This is a genomic window from Longimicrobium sp. (assembly GCF_036399935.1).
In the GTDB taxonomy this organism is placed as follows: Bacteria; Gemmatimonadota; Gemmatimonadetes; order Longimicrobiales; family Longimicrobiaceae; genus Longimicrobium.
The window spans coordinates 136690-156990 of the sequence record NZ_DASWMD010000069.1 but is presented as its reverse complement, the minus strand read 5'-3'; the positions used below and the strand labels follow the sequence as shown (position 1 = coordinate 156990).

The window sequence follows — 20301 nt, the reverse complement described above, 5'->3', positions numbered from 1 at the left end:
GTGGCGCCTCGTGCAGTTTACTCCCGCACTAACGCACTCACGCACTTCCGCACTTCTTCGTTTACATCGACACGCCGAAGGTCTTCAGCGCCGCCCTGCCTTCGGGCGAAATCCGCGACTTGGTCCACGCCGGGGTCCAGGTCTCGATCACCTTTACCTCGTCAACGCCCGGCTCGCGCTGCAGGCGGTCCTGGATGTCGTAGTGGATGAATGCCATGCAGGGGCAGGCCGTGGCGGTGAACGTAAGGTCCACCTCCACCGATCCGCCGTCCTGGCGCACGTCGTAGATCAGCCCCAGGTCCACCAGCGAGATGGGGATCTCGGGATCCATCACCTCGCGCAGCGCGTTCCACAGCGGGCCGGTGCGCGCCTCGGGGGGAACGGGATAGGGGCGTGGCTCGTCGAGAACGGCGACGCCGCCGTCCGCCTCCCTGAACCGGTCGGGGCTCGTGGCGCAGGCCATCAGGCGGCGGCCAGCTGGGCGCGGAAGCCGCGGCCGTCCTGGATGGCCTCGATGAACTGCTTGTTGGCCGGGCCGCGGCGCTTCCAGCGCTCGAACACGGCCTCCCAGCTGATCTGGCCCTCGCCGAACAGCCAGCGCTTCTCGTCTTCGTCGTACTGGCAGGGGAAGGCGAAGTCCAGCACGAACTTCTGCTCGTCCTCGCTCCAGTGCGCGGGCACGTCGATGCCCAGCCCCTCGCACAGCGGGACGGTGGACTTCATCCACGTCTGCCGGAGCTCGTCGTTGGTCATCCCCTTGAGCTTGTAGTCCAGCTGGCCCGAGTGGCGCTTCATGTCGTCGGGCAGGCCGAACCACTCCACCGCCATGGGGAACATCCAGTCTACCGCGCGCTGGATCTGCTCCTTGGCCTCGCCGCCCGCGTTGGCCAGGCGCTTCATCCACATCTCGCCGTGGCGCAGGTGGAAGGTCTCTTCCTGGTCCACCTTCACCAGCGCGCGCTTCAGCGGGCCGTACGACGTGTTCTTGAAGACGTCGCCCAGCAGCGTGATCCCCGCGCGGTCGTACAGGCCGTTGGCGACCACGAGCTCCGCCCAGTTCTCCAGCGGATGGTCGAAGCCGTACGGATGCTTGAACTCGTGCGGCTGCCGGCCGTACACCAGCTGCTCCTTGTCGAGCCCCAGGTCTTCCAGCAGGCGGTAGGCGATGTTGGCGTGCGCCAGCTCGTCCTGGATGATGGCCGTGGCGCTGACCATCGTGTTCGTCGACGGGGCGTCCTTGGCCGCGCCGAAGTACGCCGGCGCGGAGACGAGCTCCGTGTCGGCCTGCACCATCAGCTGCACGATCAACGCTTTCCGGTAGCCCTCAGTCATCTCGTCGGGATACTCGACGATGAAGCCGTTGTGGACCTTTTCCTTCAGCTCTTCTTCGGTATAGCGGGCCATCCGTTCGTCTCCGTGCGGGGGCGAAGGGCTCAGTTTCTCAGGGTGCGCTCACGGCGAGCGGCGGTGGGCCGGAGCCCTCCGCCGTTTCCGTGCCGCAACTCTATCGAACGATCGTTCGAACGGCCGTTCGGGAAGCGGGAACGTAAGGCCGGGCGGGCGGGGGTGTCAAGCGGGGCCATCCGGGCGGTCAATGCGAATGTAACGGCGCCGCCGGTCTGGCGGTTAGGTGCGGAAGGTGGAGGGCTAGTTGCGTCTGGTGGAATGCGCGTGAACACGTACCGGGGGGGAACCGATGGAAGATGGTCGCATGACGGCTTGGCAGGTCTACGAAACACCGGGCCGGAACGGCGAGCCCGCGCACTACTCAGTCGCGCGCGCACAGGCTTTCCCAGACCAGCCGGTCGGGTCGGTGGCGGGGCCATTCGCAACGCGCGATGAGGCGGACCGCGAGGCTGACAAACGTAACCGCCAAGCTCGCAACGGCGGATTCAGCGGCCCGGAAAAACCGTGAGACCCAGATTGACCGCTACCTGCGTCTGCGTTCACGGTCGAGGCGGGTGCGTGCCTTTCCCTACGTAGGTTTGCTTGGTACAATCACACTTCCTCACCGCTGGCGCGGGCTATGACGGCTCGGAAAATTCTGATTTGATGGCGAATCAGCGCGGACGAAGACATGATGGTCAGCATCATTTGGTCGCATTACGGTTTTGGCCCGAACACCATCATCACCCAGCCCCCTAAGCACTTCCGGTCGATTGAACAGCGGAACGCGTCTAGCACTCCGACGGATGCTCATGAATGATAGCTGAAGTTTCAGATCAGGCATCTGCTGGAACGAGTGAAGTAATCCATGATTTGCATCCTCTTTGTCGATGAATTCCAAGACTCTCGCTCCACCGTTATCGCGAAGGCGCCGAGTTTCTAGGTTCAGGTCTCGACAGTGCTGCGCCAGCGTCCACGCATGGAAGTACACATTCTCGTCGGCGCTCAGGAACTGCAGCCGGTTGAGAGTTCGCACGTCGCCTGCTGAGGCGTGCACAACGTCCGGTGATTTTCGACTGCCGATCTTGTAAACGCTTGCATCGGAGAGAAGGAGCAACGTCGTCGGAGAAAGTGGAACGAAGATTTGAAAGCCTCGCTGAGCCCATCCCACCGTGCCTCGATCCCTGATACCCTCACAATATAAGTTATACCGATACGTCGGATTGTCGCTCGTTACGAAAGGGGTCGTTTCTGGGGTGCATACGAGGTGCACCTGAAGATCGACTATCCCAGCCAAGATATCCCCGAAACTGCTAAGCGAAAGCAGGACTGCCTCATGCTCGTCAATCCTCATTTCCTCGATCCCTGAATCCCGCCCTTCCACGCCAGGCCGCCAGACGGCCTCTGCAAATAGATCCGCACTGGTCTTCACCTCGTTGGCAGCCGCTGCTGTTCGAAGCGATTGGAGCGCTACAAACGTGAGTAGCCAATCCCGATCTGCCGAGTCTAAGGGCAGAGATCGATTTTCGGCAGTTGATCGAACCACAGGAGCGATTTTGTTCTCCATCGCCATCAGAGCGTTTTCAAGGTCCTCAGTTGGGCCGTAAAACCGGTGCTGGTAGCACTGATCCGCCAAGCTCGCGTTGTCGATCGCGCGACCGCGGCGGAGGTTGTAGAGGTGTATCCGTTTCGGGGCACTAGCGAATGCCTTTAGATAGAACCGCGGAACAAAATGGTGTTTTCGTTTGCTCATGCCCCTTCTCCACCATTCAGCCAACAATCCGAGTCTCTGCACACCACGCTCACGCGGTGCCCGCAGTTAATGGTCTTTGTCCCGTAACTCGGCGGCCAGCCGCTCCGCCCCGTCCGCCCGCTCCCGGTTTGCGGCGGCGCCACGCTCCGCCATCCCAGCCAATATTGATTCCCAGCCCGCGCGGGGTTTGTGACGACCCGTTTCGGCTCGCCAACGGTGGGCGAGGTTCAGGCTTACACCGAACTCCTGCGCGACTTCGTCCATCGAGTAGCCGCAGGACTGCCGAAGCCGATCAACGGCATCCCTGAATCGTGCCCGTTCGCTCGCTGCATCCATGGTGGTTTAGGGTTATCGTTACACTTGACTTCCTGCCCCTGGTTTAGTATCTTAGTGACCAGCAGGGACAAAGAAAAGGCTGACCGTTCTCCCGCGAAGAAGTACCGGCCAGCCTCACCAGCGAACAGACCCGAAGGCCGCCCGCTACCGCAAGTGTAGCCCTGCCGGGCGGCAAGGGTCAAGCCCAACGGAGACCAGCATGCCTACCAAGCAGAAGCCCGAAGCGCCCGCGCCAGAGCAGCAGACCGCCTACACGATCAAGAAGCGCCACGCATACCGGGACTGGATGGTGATCGATCCCCAAGGCGAGTTGGTGTGCCTGACCGTCTACAAGCGCGGCGCGGCGGAGGTGGTGCGGCGGCTGACGGCGTGACCAGGGATAACAATGACGGCAGCCGCGGCTCGCTTGGCCTCGGCTGCCGTTCTTGATCAAGCAGATTATCGGTAGTGCGGGCCGACTTGGATCAACTCTCCGACTGCGACGCGCTCAACCGCGAGCCGGATAGCGTCCGCGAAGGGCTTCAGAGTTTCCAGCTTCGTCCCGCCCAGCGCGAGGACCACTACACCGAAGCGCCTGCCGGTGAGCGTCTGCTGGTACTGCATCTTCCGATCGGCGGTAATGAAAACGTCGATCCCCGCGTTCTCCATTCGTAGGAGCAACTGACCGTTCACCGTACCCGTCCACCCTGCCTGAGTGACCGTCGTAACCTCGTGGCCAGGCAGCTCCCGCGCGAGCAGCCGCGGAAGCATTTCGTCCAGGAGGACGCGCTTTGGGGTTTGCTGGTCCTCCTTCACGCGGCTTCAGGCACCTTGGACAGGAAGTCTTCGGCCGCTTGTCCTAGAAAGCCGACCACCTGTTCACGTGTGACAGACGGGAAGTTGTCGAGGAATTCATCAATCGTGGATCCGCCCTCGATCCACTCAAGCAGATTCCGAGCAGGGACGCGCGTCCCTACGAAAACAGGTTCTCCGCTCACGATTTCGGGATGACTGTGGACGAACGATCGTTGCTTCATGGCTCCTGCTCCGAGGAGTTAACGGCCAGACGCTCCGATCAATCTAACGTGGTGGTCGTCGTCGGCACACTCCGTAGCGGCCGGCGACGGACGTTGCCGGGTCAGGTCGGCTCCGCATTCGCGCCGGTGCCGCTCTCGCGCATGTACTTGTCCAGTCCCTGCCGCGCCATCGAGCGCACCTTGTTCTGCAGCGGGGGCGTCCAGCCGAGCGCCAGGCCGGCGGGGCCCAGCGCCTGGCGCGCCCACTTCCAGAACGAGAACGTGTCGGTGTGGCGCACGATCAGCCCGTCGCGGAACTCGAATTCCGCGTCGATCTGGTTGAGCACCTTTCGCCCCGTCTGCCCGAAGGTGTAGCGCGCATCCCAGTGCGCGCGGCCGCGCTCCTCGTCGGCCTGCACGTTGCTGGCGGTGACCTCCAGGTCCGTGGCGCGGGCGCAGAGCATGGCCCACATGGCGCCCGCCTCCGGCCCGCGCAGCTCGCCGAACGCGGGGTCGCTGAAGACGACCTCCGGGTGGTAGCACGCCGCCATCCCCGCCGCGTCCAGTGCCGAGAACGAGTCGTAGAACCGATGGATGAGCGCGACGTTGGGATGCATGGCGTTCCCGCGGCAGAGGTGGGCCTGCTGTTCGACAGGATGGTGCGGCGAGCGACGGGTCGCGGAGAGAATTGTGCTTCAGTGGGGAGATACTGCAAGGATCGGGAGCGTGCGCAGGTGAAGCTTTGCGCACGCTCCCCGATCCATCCGTAATTATGCGCAGTCGAAGCCGGTCTCGCCACAGCCCGCGGCGCAGTCGGTGTTGACCGAGCAGCCGAACGTGCAGTCGAAGTACCGGGTGTCGCCACATTCTTCGATGTCGTAGGTCTCGATGGTGTGGTGCTGCTGGTGGGCGTGCATGGTTCCGCGCTGACGCGCGGCCGGCGCGGTTTCGAACGACTCTACCTGCAGTGATTCCAGCTTCAGCTTGCGCATTGGGGGCTCCGTACCGGGAAAGGGGAGTGCCTGCGGATGCAGGCCACCCAATCTCACGGATTGGCGGAAATTATTCAAGCCACCGCGCTGGATCCCGTGGATCGGTCTAGGCGCCCCGCGGGCCTGACCGTCCACAAGCGCGGCGCGGTGAAGGTGGTGCGGCGGGTGACAACGCGATTCAACGAGAAGAGGGGATGCCGCTGGCAGCATCCCCTCTTCTCGCATGTACCGCGGGTCAGCCGCAGTACGAGGTGTCGCAGTACACAGTCTCGCACCCATTGGTCTCGCAGCCGAGGGTCTCGCAGTACACAGTCTCGCAGTACTCAGTCTCGCAGTAGACCTGGGTCGAGCAGCCGAAGGTACAATCCATGTCCGCGTTGGTGTCGGGACCACAGTCTCGCTTCGTGGGCGGGGGCTGGTGGGCGTACATGGTTCCGCGCTCACGCGGGGCCGGCGCGGTCTCGAACGACTCCACCTGCAACGATTCCAGCTTCAACTTGCGCATCGGGAGCTCCGTGATAGGGGAGGGGAGGGCCTGAGTCCAACGATCTTCCAATCTCACGGAGTGTCGTGAATTATGCAAGAAGATTTTGCGATGAATCCCGCGGTGCACTCCGGGTGCCCCGCGGGATTCTTCGTCAGCGCCCGACGTACATGGCGCCGGGGTTCTACTGGCGCGCGGCCACCTCGGCGCGAAGGCGGTCTTCCAGTTCCTGCATCTCCGGCGTGAACGCCTCGCCGAAATCCTCGTCCAGCGCCGAGAACGAGTCGTAGAACCGGTGGATGAGCGCGACGTTGCGATGCATGGCTGTCCAGGGCAGAGGGTGCACTACCGGCAGCGGAAGCCGTACGCCGCCTTGGTACTGAACGCAAAGAACCGGTATCCCTGGACGGCGAAGCCGGAGGTGATGAACTCTTCTTCCCGGTTGCTTCGGGAGGCGAGCACCTCTCCCGTCTGCCGATCCATCACCACCAGTCCAAGCCCGCTTGCCAGGAGCCAATCGCCACACGCCGACAGGGAATGGATGCTGGACCCGCGACTCGGGCGTTTCCAGATCACCCGGCCCGTCTCCACGTCGAACGCCCAAACGTAGGTGTCGCTGGATCCGCCGTACGCAATGCCCCCGATGACGACCAGCTCGTGGTCGATGCCGCTGCTGCCCGACAGCGGCGTTCGCCAGACCTCGCGGCCCGTGGCCCGGTCCAGCCCGACGGCAAAGGCCAGGCGTCCGCCCTCCACCACCAGAACGCGTGAGCCCGTGACCGCCGGAGCCGCGAGGATGACGTTCTCGTTCTTGGGATCGGGACTCTCGTAGCGCCAGATCTCTCGCCCCGTCCCCGTCTCGAGGGCGACTACCAGCCCCGTCACGTGCGAGGTGTTGAGCCCCTGCACCATGCGCTGAGCCGAAACGTACAGCGTGTCGCCCGCGGCGGTGATGCCGTTGACCCGCTGCTGATCGGTGGCGGGCCAGTCGGGGCCCAGGTCCACGCTCCAGAGCACCGCGCCGTCCGCACGGGCCAGCGCGTAGACGTGGCGGCCCCAGGTGCCCACGTAGAACGCCCGTTCATCCAGCGCGCTGCGGGCGAAGTCGGCCTGCTGGGGCGGGTGGAAGCGCCAGCGGATGGCGCCCGTGGCGGCATCCAGCGAGTAAACGCCGTCGGGCTCGGAAAGGAACACCTGTCCGTCGCGAGCCACGATGTTGCGCGAGGCCACCGACGTGTTCGTCCCCCGCACCCGCGTGCGCCACAGCACCCTGCCCGTCCCCGCATCGAAGGCGACGGCGTCACCCGCGATGCCTCCGAATACCCGCTCGCCCTCCACGGCCGGGACGCCGGAGAACGAGTAATCGTGCGTGTACGCCGTCCGCCACAGGCGAGGCACGTCGCCCCACTCCTCGGGTGTGAAAATCGATTCGCACGCGGCCAGCAGGAGAGCGGCCACCAGCAGAACCGTGCCGCCGCGTGCTTTCGAAGAGGATTCCACGTTCATACCGCCTGGCCGGAGTCGCCGCGAGCCTTGCGCCCGCTGCCCAAAGCAGCAGGTGCGTAACAAGACACCCAAGTTGGACCGAACTCCTTGTAAGATAATACCGCGGAGCAGCTTAGGCGTACCCCGCGGCATCGATTCATCATGGGCGGCGAGCAGCGGCTACTGGCGCGCGGCGACCTCGGCGCGAAGGCGGTCTTCCAGCTCCTGCATCTCCGGCGTGAACGCCTCGCCGAAGTCTTCGTTCTCGAACACCGGACGGATCTCGAGCTCGGCCTCGGTGCCGGGCATGGGGTTGGGGCAGCGCCGTGCCCACTCCACCGCCTCCTCCATCGAGCTCACCTGCCAGAGCCAGAAGCCGGCGACCAGCTCCTTGGTTTCCGAGAACGGGCCATCGATCACCGTGTGGCCCCCGCTGGTGAAGCGCACCCGCTTGCCGCGGCTGCTGGGGTGCAGCCCCTCGCCGGCCAGCATGATCCCTGCCTTCACCAGCTCCTCGTTGTAGGCGCCCATCGCCACGAGCAGATCCTCGTGCGGCATCACGCCGGCTTCCGAGTCCGCGCTGGCCTTTACGATCACCATGACTCGCATTGCTTCCGCTCCTGATTGGTAGGTTGGTGGCCGGGGTTCGTCCCCGTTCTATCCATGCGACGAACGAGCATCGGCCAAATCGACAACTCGATCGTCCGCGATCATCGACACGCCGGAACGGTAGCCATTCGCCAGGCGCCGGGCCAGACGTCCAGTGCCCGGGATTGTGTCGCGGCAACACCGCGGACACTATGTTTCCCACTCCGCCCCGCGCGCCTCCTCTTCCGCCCGCCATGCCGCCGCACTCTCGCCTCTACCGCATCCTGAAGCTCGTCGCCACCCGCCCGCGGACGACGCTCCTGGCGCTGCTGGTGGCCGTGGCGCCGCTGGTGATGGCCGGGGCGGCGCTGAAGCCCGACAACTCGCTGTCGGTGTGGTTCGTGGACGACGATCCGGCGCTGGTGCGCTACCGCCAGTTCGTGCGCGAGTTCGCGAACGACGAGGTGGTCGCCATCGCCTACCGCGCGCCCGGCGACGCGCTGGCCGCGGACGAGGCGCAGCTTCAGCGGCGGACGGCGGACCGGCTGCGGCGCATCGACGGCGTGCAGCTGGTGACGGCGCCCGCCCTCCTGGCCGACAGCCTGGGCCGCGGGGCGCAGGCGCGCGCGTACCTGCAGAAGGCCGGGCTCGTCTCGGAGGATGGGCGGACGGCGACGCTGCTGGTGCAGATGGCCGCGCGCGACGACATCGACGCGGTGCGCGGCGACATCCTGGACCGCATCCGCGCGGAGGTCGCGGCCACGCTGGGCGCCGCGGGCCGGCCGGCGCACTTCGCCGGCATCGGCGTGCTGTACGATGCGCTGAACCGGCAGACCATCAAGGACAGCGGGTTCTACCTGGGCATCGCCTTCCTGGTGATGGGCGTGCTGCTGTGGGTGGCCCTGCGCCGCTGGCGGGCGGTGGCCATCGCGCTCATCCCGCCAGTCGTGGTCTCGTCTGTGACCACCGGGCTGTTCGTGCTCACGGGCCGCCCGTTCACGCAGGTGACCAGCATCCTTCCCATGCTGGTGCTGGTGATCGGCCTCTCGGATGCCATCCACCTGGTCTCCCACTATTACGCGGAGCGGCGGGCGGCGGGCGCGCTGGACAGGGACGCGAGGCGCGAGCTGGTGGCACGCAGCGCGGCCTGGGTGGCGCGTCCCAACCTGTTCACCGCGCTCACCACCGCGGCGGGATTCCTGGCGCTGGCCAGCTCGCGGATGCCAGCCATCCGCGACCTGGGCGTGTTCGCGGCCATTAGCATGCTGGTGCTGTGGGTGATGACGCTGCTGGTCGGCACGGCGGCGCTGGCCATCTGGGACGTGCCGCCCCCACCCGAGCGGCCACAGGGCGACCGCCTGGATCGCGCGCTCGCCGCGCTTTCCACCCACGTCACCCGCCGACGCTGGGCCGTGCTGGGGTCGATGACGATCATCACCGCCGTCCTGCTCGCGGGCGCGGCGCGGGTGAGGGCGGACACGTACACCATCGAACTGCTGCCGCCGGACCACGTGGCGCGGACCGACAGCCGCTGGATCGAGCAGAACGCCGGCAACTATACGCCGCTGGAGTTCGTCGTGCGCGCGCCGGGCGGCGTGCTGAACGCGCAGGTGATCCAGGGCATCGCCGAGTGGCAGCGCCGGGCCGAGGCGCGCCCCGACGTCGGCCGGACGTTCGGCGTGGCGGATCTGCGGGCGAAACCCGGGGGCCCCTTCCTGTCGGCCGACGGGCGTGAGGCGCGCGTCACGGCGTTCGTGCCGATGACCAGCACGCGCGGGTTCGCCGGGACGGTGCGCGCGCTGGAGATGGAGGGCGACCGGGTGCTCCCCGACGGAGTCACCGTGCGCGCGTCGGGCTATCTGCCGCTGTACCTGCGCATCGTGGACTACGTGGTCAGCGGGACCATCTGGGGGCTGGCGATCTCCACCGTGATCGTCTTCGCGATGGTGGGCCTCCTCCTCCGCTCGCTGCCGCTGACCCTGGCCGCCGTGCCGACGAACCTGTTTCCCGTGGCGCTCGTCTTCGGCATCATGGGATGGACGGGCATTCCGCTGGACATCGCAACGGCCACCATCGGCGCCATCGTGCTGGGGATCGCCGTGGACGACACCATCCACTTTCTCTTTCGCTACCGGTCCGAGCGGCAGGCCGGGCTTTCGCGCGAGGAGGCGGTCGGGCGCACGTACCGCGAGACCGGGCGCGCCGTCGTCTTCGCGTCGATGGTACTCGCCATCGGGTTCGCGGTGCTGGCGACGAGCAGCTCGCAATCCATCGCCTACTTCGGCATCGTGGCCTCGCTTTCCATCGTCGGAGCGATGCTCGCTGACCTCTTTCTTCTTCCCGTGCTCCTGCTCTTCGGCCGCAAGGCGAGCAGCGGGATCCATCCGGACGTCGCCAGGAACGGATGAAAACCGAGGAACCGACGGTTCAAGAGTTCGGGCCCGACGACCCGCGCATGGCGGCCTTTCACGCGGTGCGCGAAGATGTGGCCTATCCTACGCCCGACGAGCCGGTGCCCGCGGGCATGCAATGCCTGGTGGCGTTCCGCGGTGGCGCTCCTGTCGCAAGGCTGTCGTACGGCACCGCGCAGGATGCTGGGGATGTTCCCGGCCCGTGCGCGCTGATCGGCCACTATGAGCGCACCGATCGCTCGGCCGGCGTGTGGTTGCTCGACGAAGCCGTGATCCGCGTGTGCGTCGGGCACAGGTTCCACGCGTTGGGGCCGATCAATGGCAGCACGTGGGGGCGCTACCGTCTGGCGCTGCCGCCCAGTACGGAGGAGGAGGGCGACGCCGAGCCGCCGTTCCTTTCCGAGCCGTGGAACCCGCCTGACTATCCGGCGGATTTCGAGGAAGCCGGCTTTCGGGTGATCGCGACCTATGAGAGCGCGATCGTGGAGGATCTCGCCGCCGCCGACCCACGGCGGGACGAACTGGCGGAGCGGGTGAGGGCGCGCGGGGCGACCATCCGCGCGCTGGACCCGGACCGGTTCGACGACGAGCTGCGCGCGATCTTTGAGCTGAGCCGCACCGCGTTCGCGGAAAACCTGTTCTACTCGCCGATCGAGTTCGACGAGTTCCGCGCGCGCTACATGCCGCTGCGGCCGCTGCTGGATCCGGAGATGGTGCGCCTGGCGGAGGATGCGGACGGCCGGCTGCTCGGGTTCGTGTTCGCGTTCCCGGACCTGCTCTCCGCCGCGCCGGGCGGGCCGCCCACACGCGTGGTGCTGAAGACGCTGGCGTCGGCACCGGCGGCGCGAGGACTCGGGTTGGGGACGTTTCTTACGGATGAAGTGCGGCGGGTGGCGCACGAGAAGGGGTATCGATCGGTGATCCACGCGCTAATGCAGGCGGACAACGAGTCCGTTCGCATCAGCCGCCACAGCGCGCGTGTGTTCCGGCGGTACGCGCTGTACGAGCTGGTGGATTGATGGACGGCGGCAGGTGGGGGTTCGATGGGGCGCGTCGCATGCTACGGCAGCCCCCTCTCCCGGCCTCTCCCCCGCAAACTGCGCGGGAGAGAGGGGAACTTCGGTCGGGGTTCGATCGGGTGCCTCGCATGCTGCGGCAGCCCCCTCTCCCGGCCTCTCCCCCGCAAACTGCGCGGGAGAGAGGGGAACTTCGGTCGGGGTTCGATGGAGTGCCTCGCATGCTACGGCAGCCCCCTCCCCCGGCCTCTCCCCCGCAAACTGCGCGGGAGAGAGGGGAACTTCGGTCGGGGTTCGATGGAGTGCCTTGCATGCTACGGCAGCCCCCTCCCCCCGGCCCCCTCCCCCGCTTCGCAGGGGAGGGGGAGACCTTAGCGCCGGGTGCCGCTGATTGTTGCTCACGCCTCAAAGAAGGATGGGCGCGCACCCGATGTCATCCTGAGACGCAGGCGCGCCACACTCTCCCGCGGCACACCCCACGCGCGCCGAAGGATCTAGCTTGCGCCACCTCTCAGCTTGGGCGCGGTAGCGTCACGCCACCCCGCCCAACGCCGCCCTTCTCCCCCTCTCCGCACGTAGTTTGTGCGGGGAGGGGGCCGCGGGGTGGGGCGCCGTGAACATCGCCGCGCGCCTGAGCGAGCGTGCCGCCCGGCACCCGGAGCGCCCCGCCATCGTAGAAGGCACCGGGCGCCGTACCCGTCGCACAACCTTCGGCGAGCTGGACCGCCGGGTGCGCGCGCTGGCGGGCGGCTTGGCCCAGCGCGGCATCGGCCCAGGGGACTCGGTGCTGCTGTTCGTGCCCATGTCGGCGGACCTGTACGTGGCGCTGCTCGCCTGCCTGCATCGCGGCGCCACGGCGGTGTTCGTCGACGCGTGGGCAGACCGGCGGCGGTTGGATGCCGCGGTGCGCATCGCGAATCCAAAGGCATTCATCGGTACCCCCAAGGCGCACCTGCTGCGGCTGGTGAGCCCCGCCGTGCGCCGCATTCCCATCCACCTCGTCGCGGGCGGGCGGCTCCTCTCGTTGCAGCGGTACGAGGCGGGCGGGGTGGGGGACGCCATCGTGGTCGAGGGCTCCGCGCCGGCGCTCGTCACCTTTACCACGGGCAGCACCGGCGCGCCCAAGGCGGCGGCGCGCTCGCACGAGTTCCTGTGGGCGCAGCACCGGGCGCTCGCGGCGCACCTCCGTCCCCACGAGGGCGACATCGACATGCCCACGCTGCCCGTCTTCGTCCTCAACAACCTGGCGAGCGGCACTCCCAGCGTGATTCCCGACTTCGACCCGCGCCGCCCGGCCGAGATCGACCCCGCGCCCATCCATCGGCAGATGCGGGACGAGGGCGTCACCACCAGCAGCGGCTCGCCCGCGTTCTACGACCGCCTCGGCCGCTGGTGCGCCGAGACGGGCAACCGCATTCCCCTGCGCGCGATGTTCACCGGCGGCGCGCCCGTCCTTCCGCCGCTCGCCCGGCTCCTGGCGGCGGTGGCGGATGGCGACGTCGGCGTGGTTTACGGCAGCAGCGAGGCCGAGCCGATCGCCGGCATCGATGCGCGCGAGATGCTCGCCGCGATGGAGCGGGGGATCGAGGCCGAGCGGCCGGAGGGCATCTGCGTCGGCTCGCCGGTGCCGGAGGTCGATGTGAAGCTGCTCCGCCCCCACGACGGGCCGATCACCCTCGGCGCCGATGGAACCGCGGGATGGGAAGTCGGGCCGGGCGAGGTGGGCGAGGTGGCGGTCGCGGGATCGCACGTGCTCGCCGGCTACCTGAACGATCCCGATGCCGAGCGCCTGAACAAGATCCGCGACGGCAGCCGGGTCTGGCATCGCACCGGCGACGCCGCGTGGATGGACACGCAGGGCAGGCTCTGGCTGATGGGACGCGTCGCAGAGCGGGTGCGGCGCGACGGGCAGACCTGGTGGGGCGGGGCAGCGGAGGCGCGGGCACTGGACGTCCCCGGCGTGCACCACGCCGCCTACCTCGGCATCACCGATGCGGAACTGGGACACCGCGCGGTGCTGTGCGTGGAGACGGCGTCCGGCACGCTCACCCCAGCGGAGCAGGACGCGATCCGCGCCGCCTTGGGCCCGATGCTATTGGACGAGATCCGCGCGTTCCGCCGCATCCCCCGCGATCCCCGGCACGCATCGAAGACGGACATCGCGGCGCTCCGCCGCCTGCTGGACGGAAGGGCCGGCTGATCGCCGCCTAGCGCGCATCTTGCCGCTGCCCCGCGGCGCGCGCACATTAGCGCCCGCCGCGGCCTGGCCCGGCCCTGACGACCGAAAAAGCGATCCATCCAGAGGAGATCATGGTGAACACCGCCGCGACCACCGCGGACGGGCTGGAGCTGTTCTCCCGCCCGGCCGTTCGCTCGTTGCTGGAAGAAGTCCGCGAGTCCGTCCGCGTGAGCGACGCAGGCGCGTTCGAACTGGTGAGCGCCGACGCCCTGCGCGCGGACGGCATCGACCGCCTGGCCCACGACGCCGCGCTCTCCGACAACGAGGACCGCCGCGACACCGCCCGGTGGCTGATTCTGCAGGCCGGGCGGGCGGTGGGCATCGCCCCGGCGTCCATCCACGAGCTGTACATGGCCCGCGGCCGCGGCGAGATCACCGGCTTCACGGTGCCCGCCATCAACGTGCGCGCGGCCTCGTTCGATACGGGCCGCTCACTCTTCCGCGCGGCCAACGAGCTGAAGGTGGGCGCGCTGATCTGCGAGATCGCCCGGTCGGAGATCGGCTACACCGACCAGCGGCCGATGGAGTACGTGGCGGTGCTGATGGCGGCGGCCATCAAGGAAGGCTGGACGGGGCCGCTGTTCGTGCAGGGCGACCACTTCCAGGTGAACGCCAAGAAGTACAAGGCCGATCCCGACGCCGAGCTGCGCGCGGTGAAGGACATCATCCGCGAGGGGCTGCACGCCGGGTTCTACAACATCGACATCGACACCAGCACCCTCGTCGACCTGGACAGGGGCTCGCTCGACGAGCAGCAGCACCTGAACTACACCCTCTCCGCCGAGCTGACGGCGTACGTGCGCAAGTACGAGCCGGCGGGGGTAACGGTGAGCATCGGCGGCGAGATCGGCGAGGTGGGCACCGAGAACAGCACGCCCGAAGAGCTGCGCGCCTACATGGATGGCTACGTCCGCGCGCTGGCCGAGGTGTCGGCAAAGGTCGGCAAGCCGGTGGCGGGGCAGAGCAAGATCAGCGTGCAGTCGGGCACCACGCACGGCGGCACCGTGCTCCCCGATGGCTCCATCGCCGACGTGGCGATCGACTTCGAGACGCTGCGCACGCTGTCGGACATCTCCCGCCGCGAGTACGGCTTGGCCGGCGCGGTGCAGCACGGCGCGTCGACGCTGCCGCAGAGCGCGTTCGGCAACTTCCCGGCGGTGGAAACGGCCGAGATTCACCTGGCCACCAACTTCCAGAACATCCTGTACGACCACCTGCCGTCCGAGCTGCGCGAGCTGATGTACGAGCACTGCCGGCAGAACTTCCAGGACGAGCGCAAGCCCAGCGACACCGAAGAGCAGTTCATCTACAAGGCCCGCAAGAAGGCGCTGGGGCACTTCAAGCGCGACCTGTGGCACCTGCCCGAAGAGGACCGCGAGCGGATCCGCGCGGCGCTGTACGACCAGTTCGTCTTCCTCTTCCGCCAGCTCGCGGTAGAGAACACGATGGACATCGCGCAGAAGTACGTGCCGCTTCCCGAAGTGCCGCGCGCCACCCCCGCCGACCTGCGCATGAAGGCCGCCGCGGACGACTGGGACCTGTCGGACTGACGATAACGACGGTAACCACGGTGGAGCCGGGGTCGCTAAGGCGGCGCCGGCTCTCGTGTTTTGGCGCACGCACGCTGTCGCCGATCCGTTCTGGCCCGCTATTCTCGTGCGGCGCTCCCATCGTTCCCTTTGCGACGGGTACCGTAGTGACCGTAGTTACCGTTCTTACCGCAGTGACCTCACGATGACCTCCGGCCGCCTGCCGCAGCCGCGGCGCGTGCTGACGTGGGTGTACCTGGGGCGCACCTGCCTGGCCACGGGAATCTTCCTGGCGGCGGCGCTGGCGTGGGACCAGGCTCCATCCAGCACCACGCTGGCCGCCACGCTCCTGCTGATCTTCTCGGCCACGTTCGCCGCCGGATCGTTCTGGTGGACGCACGTCCATCGGCACGAGCCGGGGCTCAACTACCTGTACTGCCAGGTCCTGTACGACGTGCTGCTGGTGACCGCCGTCGTGCACCTGACGGGCGGAAAGGACAGCGACTTCGCCCCGCTGTTCGTGCTGGTGATCGTGGCCGGCGCCATCCTGCTGCCCTTCGTCGGCGGTATTCTCATCGGCATCCTGGCCAGCCTGCTCTACTTCGCCGACGTGGTGTGGAGCGCGCACACCGTCGACCTCGCCGTGGTCCTGCAGGGGGTGCTGTTCAGCGTGGTGGCGCTCGCCACCGGGTACCTGGGCGGCCGGCTGCGGCAGACCGGCGCCACGCTGGGCGAGGTAGAGGCCGAGCTGCGGCTGCTGCGGCTGGATACCGACGACGTGCTGGCCAGCATCGCCACCGGGCTGATCACGGTGGATGGGCGCGGCCGGCTGGGTTTCATCAACCCTGCTGCCGCCGACCTGCTGAAGGTGCGCGCCTCGGACTGGCTGGGGCGGCCCTTCCTGGACAAGCTCGAGGCCACCGCGCCGGGGCTGGGCAGCGTCATCCGCCGCTCGATGGAAACGCGAGCCGCCATCCGCCGCTTCGAGACGGAGGAGACCGAGGCGGGAATGGTCTTCGGCGTCAGCACCACGCTCATCCAGCGCGGCGAGCGCGAGCTGCCGTCGGTGACCGCCATCTTCCAGGACATCACCGAGCGCAAGCGCATCGACCAGCTCAACCGCCGGGCGGAGCGGCTGGAGGCGGTCGCCGAGCTGTCGGCGTCGCTGGCGCACGAGATCAAGAACCCGCTGGCGTCCATCCGCAGCGCCACCGAGCAGCTCGCCGGCGACCGCATCGACAACGACGACCGGGTGGTGCTGGGCGGCCTCGTGGTGCGTGAGTCGGACCGGCTGAGCCGCCTGCTGACGGAGTTCATCGACTTCGCCCGGGTACGGATGCGCGCGACGGACCGGGTGGAGGTTGCTCCCCTGGTCACGCAGGCGCTGGACGTGGTGCGCGCCCACCCCCAGGCGGCGGGGGTCACGGTGGACCTGGCCGTGTCGCCCGAAGCCGCCACCGCCGCGACAGCCGGCGACGGCGACCTGCTGCACCGCGCCGTGCTGAACCTGGCGCTGAACGCGGTGCAGTGGGCGGGGCAGGGGGGGCGGGTGGAGGTGGAGGTGGACCAGTTGGAAACGGACCTGCTGACGCCCAGCAGCGGAAGCGCCCGCACCGTCCGCATTCGCGTGTCGGACACGGGCCCGGGGGTTCCCGAGGGCGAGGCCGACCACGTGTTCGATCCGTTCTTCACCCTGCGGCCGGGCGGCACGGGGCTCGGGCTGGCCCTGGTGCAGCGCGCGGCCGAGGCGCACGGAGGCGCGGTCTTCGTAGACCAGCCCCGCGGCGACGGCTGGGGCGCCACTTTCGCCCTGTACCTTCCCGTGGTCGGCGCAGTCACGAGCGGCACGGGCGCGGACACGGCGTCGCGAACGGATGCGGACGCCGCATCAGAAGCCCTGTCATCCTGAGGCCCAAGCGCACCGCACTGGCCCGCAGTACCCACGTCGCGGGCCGAAGGATCTAGCCTGGGGCACGTAAACGGTTGGGCGCGGCAGCGGTCACGGCAGCCGAGGCCTCGGCTGCCGTGGGGCCCTCACCCGGCCGCGCTGACACGCGTGCCACCCTCTCCCACAAACAGCGTGGGCGAGGGGGTACACTTCGGAGTTGGGCGCGTCAGGGTCAGTTCGGTGCTCGGGCCGGCGCCCCCCATCCCCAACCCTTCCCCCGCAAACAGCGCGGGGGAAGGGAGCCAGTGTGGCGCGCGGGGCCAGCCGGAGCGCAATCGAATTCTCCTCTCCCTCATGCGGTTTATGGGGGAGAGGCCGGGAGAGGGGGGCTGCCAGGGGCATGCGCCAGTGTCAGCCGAAGCGCAATTCCGGTCTCCCCCTCCCCTGCGCAGCGGGGGGCGGGGCCGGGGGGAGGAGGCTCCCGCGGCATGCGCGGCAGCCAGTTGAACCTCGACCGAAGTTGCGCCGGACGCTCTCGCACCCCATCGACCGAACCGGCGCCCCGATCTTGCGTCTGCCCTGACCGTAGTGGCTTCTGACCGTAGTTCCCGTTCTGACCGCGATCCCGTGAGCGAACCCAAGATCCTCATCGTCGACGACGAGGTCGGCATCCTCGACACCCTGCGCATCCTGCTGAAGCGCGAGGGGTTCCAGGTGGAAACGGCCGTCGGCGGCCAGGCGGGCATCGACCGCATCGCCGACGTGCGCCCCGACGTGGTGCTTTCCGACGTGCGCATGCCCGGCGTCGGCGGGCTGGAGGTGCTGATGGCCGCCAAGGAATCAGACCCCTCCCTCCCCGTCATCCTGATGACCGCGCAGGCGTCGCTGCAGACGGCGATGCGCGCGGTGAACGAGGGGGCGTTCTACTACATCCAGAAGCCCTTCAGCAACGACGAGCTGGTCGCCATCTGCCGCCGCGCCGCCGAGTCGCGCCAGCTGAAGCGCGAAAACCAGGCGCTGAAGACCGAGATCCGCCGCCGCGACCGCTCCGACACCACGCGCCCCATCGGCCGCAGCCGGCGCTTCGTGGACGTGCTGAAGACGGCGGAAACGGTGGCCCCCAGCGACTCCACCGTGCTCATCACGGGCGCCTCGGGAACGGGCAAGGAGGTGCTGGCCCGGTACATCCACACCATCTCCGACCGCGGCGACGGCCCGTTCGTCTCCATCAACTGCGGCGCGCTTCCCGAGAACCTGCTGGAAAGCGAGCTGTTCGGGCACGTGCGCGGCTCGTTCACGGGTGCGGTGCGCGACAAGCAGGGGCTGTTCGTGGCGGCCAAGGGCGGCAGCTTCTTTTTGGACGAGGTAGGCGAAATGTCGCCGGCCCTGCAGGTGAAGCTGCTTCGCGCCCTGCAGGAGCGCGAGGTGATTCCGGTGGGCGCGACGGAGCCGGTGCCGGTGGACGTGCGCATCATGGCGGCCACCAACCGCGACCTGGACGAGGAGATCCGCCGCGGCGGCTTTCGCAGCGACCTGTTCTACCGCCTGAACGTCATCACGCTGCAGCTGCCGGAGCTGCAGGAGCGGCCGGAAGACATTCCCATCCTGGCCGAGTTCTTTCTGGACCGCTTTGCCGCCCAGCGCGGGCGCGCCGTGCCGCGCCTCTCGTCCGAGGTGCTGGCGCTGCTGCAGAGCTACGACTGGCCCGGCAACGTGCGCGAGCTGGAGAACGCGCTGGAACGCGCCGCGGTGCTCACGGCCGACGGCGGCGAGATCGGGGCGGGCACGCTGCCGACGCGCATCACCCAGCGCCAGGCGCAGCCGCTGGTGTCGGCCACGCTTCCGCCCAACCCCACGCTTGAGATCGTGGAGCGGGCGTACATCCACTGGGTGCTGCACTCCGAGGGCGGCAACAAGACCAAGGCCGCGGAGGTGCTGGGGATCGACCCGTCGACGCTGTACCGAAAGCTGCAGCGGTACGGGATGGACCAGTAGGTTCCCCCTCCCCCGGCCCCTCCCCCGCAAACTGCGCGGGAGAGGGGGGAACTTCGGTCGGGGTTCGACGGGCTGCCTCGCATGCCGCGGGTGGGCCCCTCCCCCCGGCCCCCGTCCCCCGCTGCGCAGGGGAGGGGGAGACCTTCGGGTGCCTTCAACGGGGTTTGCGTCGCATCTGCGTCCGGAGTCGTCCGCACGGCGCAGCCGAAGCGCGATCGAATTCTCCCCCCCCCCGCTTGCGGGAGAGGGGCCGGGGGAGAGGGCAGCCGGGGACTGCACGGCGGTCCGCGAAGCGCTCCAAGGCTGGTACAGGGCCAGTTGCCACGACCTCACCGCCGAGGCGCGTCGACAGCCGAGGCCCCAGGTTCCGTGCCGCTGCCGCGCCTATGCTTGGAGGCGCCTCAGGCTAGATCCTTCGCCCCGCATGCGACGGTTTGCGGGCGAGTGCGGTACGCTTGGGGCTCAGGATGACAGGCCTTTGTGACGCTCCAACAGCTTGGGGGACGCTCCACACTGGCTCCTCCCCCGCGGCTGTTTGCGGGGGAAGGGCTGGGGATGGGGGGCCCCGGCCCGAGCGCCGGGCTCGACCTGACGCACCACCATCGCCCTTCACCCGTTTCGCCCGGCATGATCGATCCGTCGTGATCCGCCGCAATGGTCCACCGCCCGTCGAACTCGTCCCCGTGGGCGAGGTGCCCATGGGGCTGCTCCAAAATCTCGGCGACGACCTGCGCGCGCGGGCGGGAGTGCAATGCAGCGTCGGCGGGGCGATGCCGCTCGCCGGCGAGTGGCGCGACGCGGAAAGCCATCTGTATCGCTCCGGCGACATCATGCAGGCCCTGATCGCCAGCCACGGCGCGGGTGCGCGGTCCTGGAAGCTGGCAATAGCCGACGCGGGCCTTTGCGCCGAGGGCGTGGGACCCGTGTTCGGCGAGGCCGCCATGGACGGGTGCTGCGCCGTCATCGGGCTGCTGCCGCTGAGGCATGGATCGGGCGCGGACGCGGACGTTCTTCGCGGCCGGCTGCTCACCGAGGCGCTCCACGAGCTGGCGCACCTGGACGGAGCGGACCACTGCGGGCGCGAGTCGTGCGTCATGTATCCCTCCCGCCACATTGCCGACACCGATCGCAAGGCGGCCGGGTTCTGCGACGACTGCCGCCGGGCGTTGAAATGGCGCGGCTTACGAAAGCCTTGACGCCCGCA

Annotated in this window: 19 protein-coding genes; 8 read left to right on the top strand and 11 right to left on the bottom strand. The window is 68.2% G+C overall.

Features of this window, described 5'->3' with window-relative positions; genetic code table 11:
- Positions 1-61 precede the first annotated feature (61 nt).
- The 4 genes from VGB24_RS21090 to VGB24_RS25515 form a co-directional block, all read right to left on the bottom strand.
- Complete coding sequence (locus tag VGB24_RS21090; protein WP_331074898.1) at positions 62-463, bottom strand: metal-sulfur cluster assembly factor; 402 nt, start codon at positions 461-463, stop codon at positions 62-64.
- Positions 463-1404 carry a Phenylacetic acid catabolic protein gene (locus VGB24_RS21085; RefSeq protein WP_331074897.1) on the bottom strand — a complete coding sequence of 314 codons (942 nt, stop codon included), beginning with the start codon at positions 1402-1404 and terminating at the stop codon, positions 463-465. Before VGB24_RS21085 ends, VGB24_RS21090 begins: the two co-directional genes overlap by 1 nt.
- Before the next feature lie 604 nt (positions 1405-2008).
- Positions 2009-3139 carry a DUF4238 domain-containing protein gene (locus VGB24_RS21080; RefSeq protein ID WP_331074896.1) on the bottom strand — a complete coding sequence of 377 codons (1131 nt, stop codon included), beginning with the start codon at positions 3137-3139 and terminating at the stop codon, positions 2009-2011.
- Between the two features lie 66 nt (positions 3140-3205).
- The gene (locus VGB24_RS25515; protein WP_414676739.1) at positions 3206-3475 is read right to left on the bottom strand and encodes a helix-turn-helix domain-containing protein; all 270 of its coding nucleotides are present in this window, start codon (positions 3473-3475) and stop codon (positions 3206-3208) included.
- A gap of 199 nt (positions 3476-3674) precedes the next feature.
- On the opposite strand from VGB24_RS25515, the gene VGB24_RS21075 reads away from it, so the two are divergent.
- A complete protein-coding gene (locus tag VGB24_RS21075) occupies positions 3675-3848 on the top strand; it encodes a hypothetical protein (RefSeq protein WP_331074895.1) in 174 nt (57 codons plus the stop codon).
- Between the two features lie 65 nt (positions 3849-3913).
- On the opposite strand, the gene VGB24_RS21070 is transcribed toward VGB24_RS21075, so the two are convergent.
- The 7 genes from VGB24_RS21070 to VGB24_RS21040 form a co-directional block, all read right to left on the bottom strand.
- Positions 3914-4270 (bottom strand): hypothetical protein, encoded by a 357-nt coding sequence (locus tag VGB24_RS21070; protein ID WP_331074894.1) that lies wholly within the window; start codon positions 4268-4270, stop codon positions 3914-3916.
- Positions 4267-4491 (bottom strand): DUF433 domain-containing protein, encoded by a 225-nt coding sequence (locus tag VGB24_RS21065; protein WP_331074893.1) that lies wholly within the window; start codon positions 4489-4491, stop codon positions 4267-4269. Before VGB24_RS21065 ends, VGB24_RS21070 begins: the two co-directional genes overlap by 4 nt.
- Before the next feature lie 101 nt (positions 4492-4592).
- The gene (locus VGB24_RS21060; protein WP_331074892.1) at positions 4593-5087 is read right to left on the bottom strand and encodes a nuclear transport factor 2 family protein; all 495 of its coding nucleotides are present in this window, start codon (positions 5085-5087) and stop codon (positions 4593-4595) included.
- Between the two features lie 153 nt (positions 5088-5240).
- Positions 5241-5462 (bottom strand): pinensin family lanthipeptide, encoded by a 222-nt coding sequence (locus VGB24_RS21055; protein WP_331074891.1) that lies wholly within the window; start codon positions 5460-5462, stop codon positions 5241-5243.
- Positions 5463-6130: 668 nt separating this feature from the next.
- On the bottom strand, positions 6131-6268 hold the full coding sequence (locus tag VGB24_RS21050) for a hypothetical protein (RefSeq protein ID WP_331074890.1): 138 nt from the start codon (positions 6266-6268) through the stop codon (positions 6131-6133).
- A gap of 23 nt (positions 6269-6291) precedes the next feature.
- Positions 6292-7446 (bottom strand): PQQ-binding-like beta-propeller repeat protein, encoded by a 1155-nt coding sequence (locus tag VGB24_RS21045; protein ID WP_331074889.1) that lies wholly within the window; start codon positions 7444-7446, stop codon positions 6292-6294.
- Between the two features lie 165 nt (positions 7447-7611).
- Complete coding sequence (locus VGB24_RS21040) at positions 7612-8040, bottom strand: YciI family protein (RefSeq protein WP_331074888.1); 429 nt, start codon at positions 8038-8040, stop codon at positions 7612-7614.
- Positions 8041-8273: 233 nt separating this feature from the next.
- On the opposite strand from VGB24_RS21040, the gene VGB24_RS21035 reads away from it, so the two are divergent.
- The 7 genes from VGB24_RS21035 to VGB24_RS21005 all read left to right on the top strand — a co-directional run bounded on the left by VGB24_RS21035 (position 8274) and on the right by VGB24_RS21005 (position 20293).
- Positions 8274-10427: an efflux RND transporter permease subunit gene (locus VGB24_RS21035; protein WP_331074887.1), complete on the top strand. Its 2154-nt coding sequence runs from the start codon at positions 8274-8276 to the stop codon at positions 10425-10427.
- Positions 10428-10531: 104 nt separating this feature from the next.
- Positions 10532-11449, top strand: a complete 918-nt coding sequence (locus VGB24_RS21030) for a GNAT family N-acetyltransferase (protein ID WP_331074886.1) — start codon at positions 10532-10534, stop codon at positions 11447-11449.
- 610 nt (positions 11450-12059) lie between these two features.
- A complete protein-coding gene (locus VGB24_RS21025; RefSeq protein ID WP_331074885.1) occupies positions 12060-13646 on the top strand; it encodes an AMP-binding protein in 1587 nt (528 codons plus the stop codon).
- 110 nt (positions 13647-13756) lie between these two features.
- Positions 13757-15235, top strand: coding sequence for a class II fructose-bisphosphate aldolase (locus tag VGB24_RS21020; RefSeq protein ID WP_331074884.1), 1479 nt, complete (start codon positions 13757-13759; stop codon positions 15233-15235).
- Between the two features lie 184 nt (positions 15236-15419).
- Positions 15420-17123 carry a two-component system sensor histidine kinase NtrB gene (locus tag VGB24_RS21015; RefSeq protein ID WP_331074883.1) on the top strand — a complete coding sequence of 568 codons (1704 nt, stop codon included), beginning with the start codon at positions 15420-15422 and terminating at the stop codon, positions 17121-17123.
- A 606-nt stretch (positions 17124-17729) separates the two neighbouring features.
- Positions 17730-19097 (top strand): sigma-54 dependent transcriptional regulator, encoded by a 1368-nt coding sequence (locus VGB24_RS21010; RefSeq protein ID WP_331074882.1) that lies wholly within the window; start codon positions 17730-17732, stop codon positions 19095-19097.
- Between the two features lie 641 nt (positions 19098-19738).
- On the top strand, positions 19739-20293 hold the full coding sequence (locus tag VGB24_RS21005) for a hypothetical protein (RefSeq protein WP_331074881.1): 555 nt from the start codon (positions 19739-19741) through the stop codon (positions 20291-20293).
- The last annotated feature ends 8 nt before the right edge of the window (positions 20294-20301 follow it).

What these genes read in the sequence shown, in the direction of transcription:
- VGB24_RS21090 (WP_331074898.1), bottom strand. Translation starts at nt 463, where the DNA reads ATGGCCTGCGCCACGAGCCCCGACCGGTTCAGGGAGGCGGACGGCGGC.
- VGB24_RS21085 (WP_331074897.1), bottom strand. Translation starts at nt 1,404, where the DNA reads ATGGCCCGCTATACCGAAGAAGAGCTGAAGGAAAAGGTCCACAACGGC.
- VGB24_RS21080 (WP_331074896.1), bottom strand. Translation starts at nt 3,139, where the DNA reads ATGAGCAAACGAAAACACCATTTTGTTCCGCGGTTCTATCTAAAGGCA.
- VGB24_RS25515 (WP_414676739.1), bottom strand. Translation starts at nt 3,475, where the DNA reads ATGGATGCAGCGAGCGAACGGGCACGATTCAGGGATGCCGTTGATCGG.
- VGB24_RS21075 (WP_331074895.1), top strand. Translation starts at nt 3,675, where the DNA reads ATGCCTACCAAGCAGAAGCCCGAAGCGCCCGCGCCAGAGCAGCAGACC.
- VGB24_RS21065 (WP_331074893.1), bottom strand. Translation starts at nt 4,491, where the DNA reads ATGAAGCAACGATCGTTCGTCCACAGTCATCCCGAAATCGTGAGCGGA.
- VGB24_RS21060 (WP_331074892.1), bottom strand. Translation starts at nt 5,087, where the DNA reads ATGCATCCCAACGTCGCGCTCATCCATCGGTTCTACGACTCGTTCTCG.
- VGB24_RS21055 (WP_331074891.1), bottom strand. Translation starts at nt 5,462, where the DNA reads ATGCGCAAGCTGAAGCTGGAATCACTGCAGGTAGAGTCGTTCGAAACC.
- VGB24_RS21050 (WP_331074890.1), bottom strand. Translation starts at nt 6,268, where the DNA reads ATGCATCGCAACGTCGCGCTCATCCACCGGTTCTACGACTCGTTCTCG.
- VGB24_RS21040 (WP_331074888.1), bottom strand. Translation starts at nt 8,040, where the DNA reads ATGCGAGTCATGGTGATCGTAAAGGCCAGCGCGGACTCGGAAGCCGGC.
- VGB24_RS21035 (WP_331074887.1), top strand. Translation starts at nt 8,274, where the DNA reads ATGCCGCCGCACTCTCGCCTCTACCGCATCCTGAAGCTCGTCGCCACC.
- VGB24_RS21020 (WP_331074884.1), top strand. Translation starts at nt 13,757, where the DNA reads ATGGTGAACACCGCCGCGACCACCGCGGACGGGCTGGAGCTGTTCTCC.
- VGB24_RS21015 (WP_331074883.1), top strand. Translation starts at nt 15,420, where the DNA reads ATGACCTCCGGCCGCCTGCCGCAGCCGCGGCGCGTGCTGACGTGGGTG.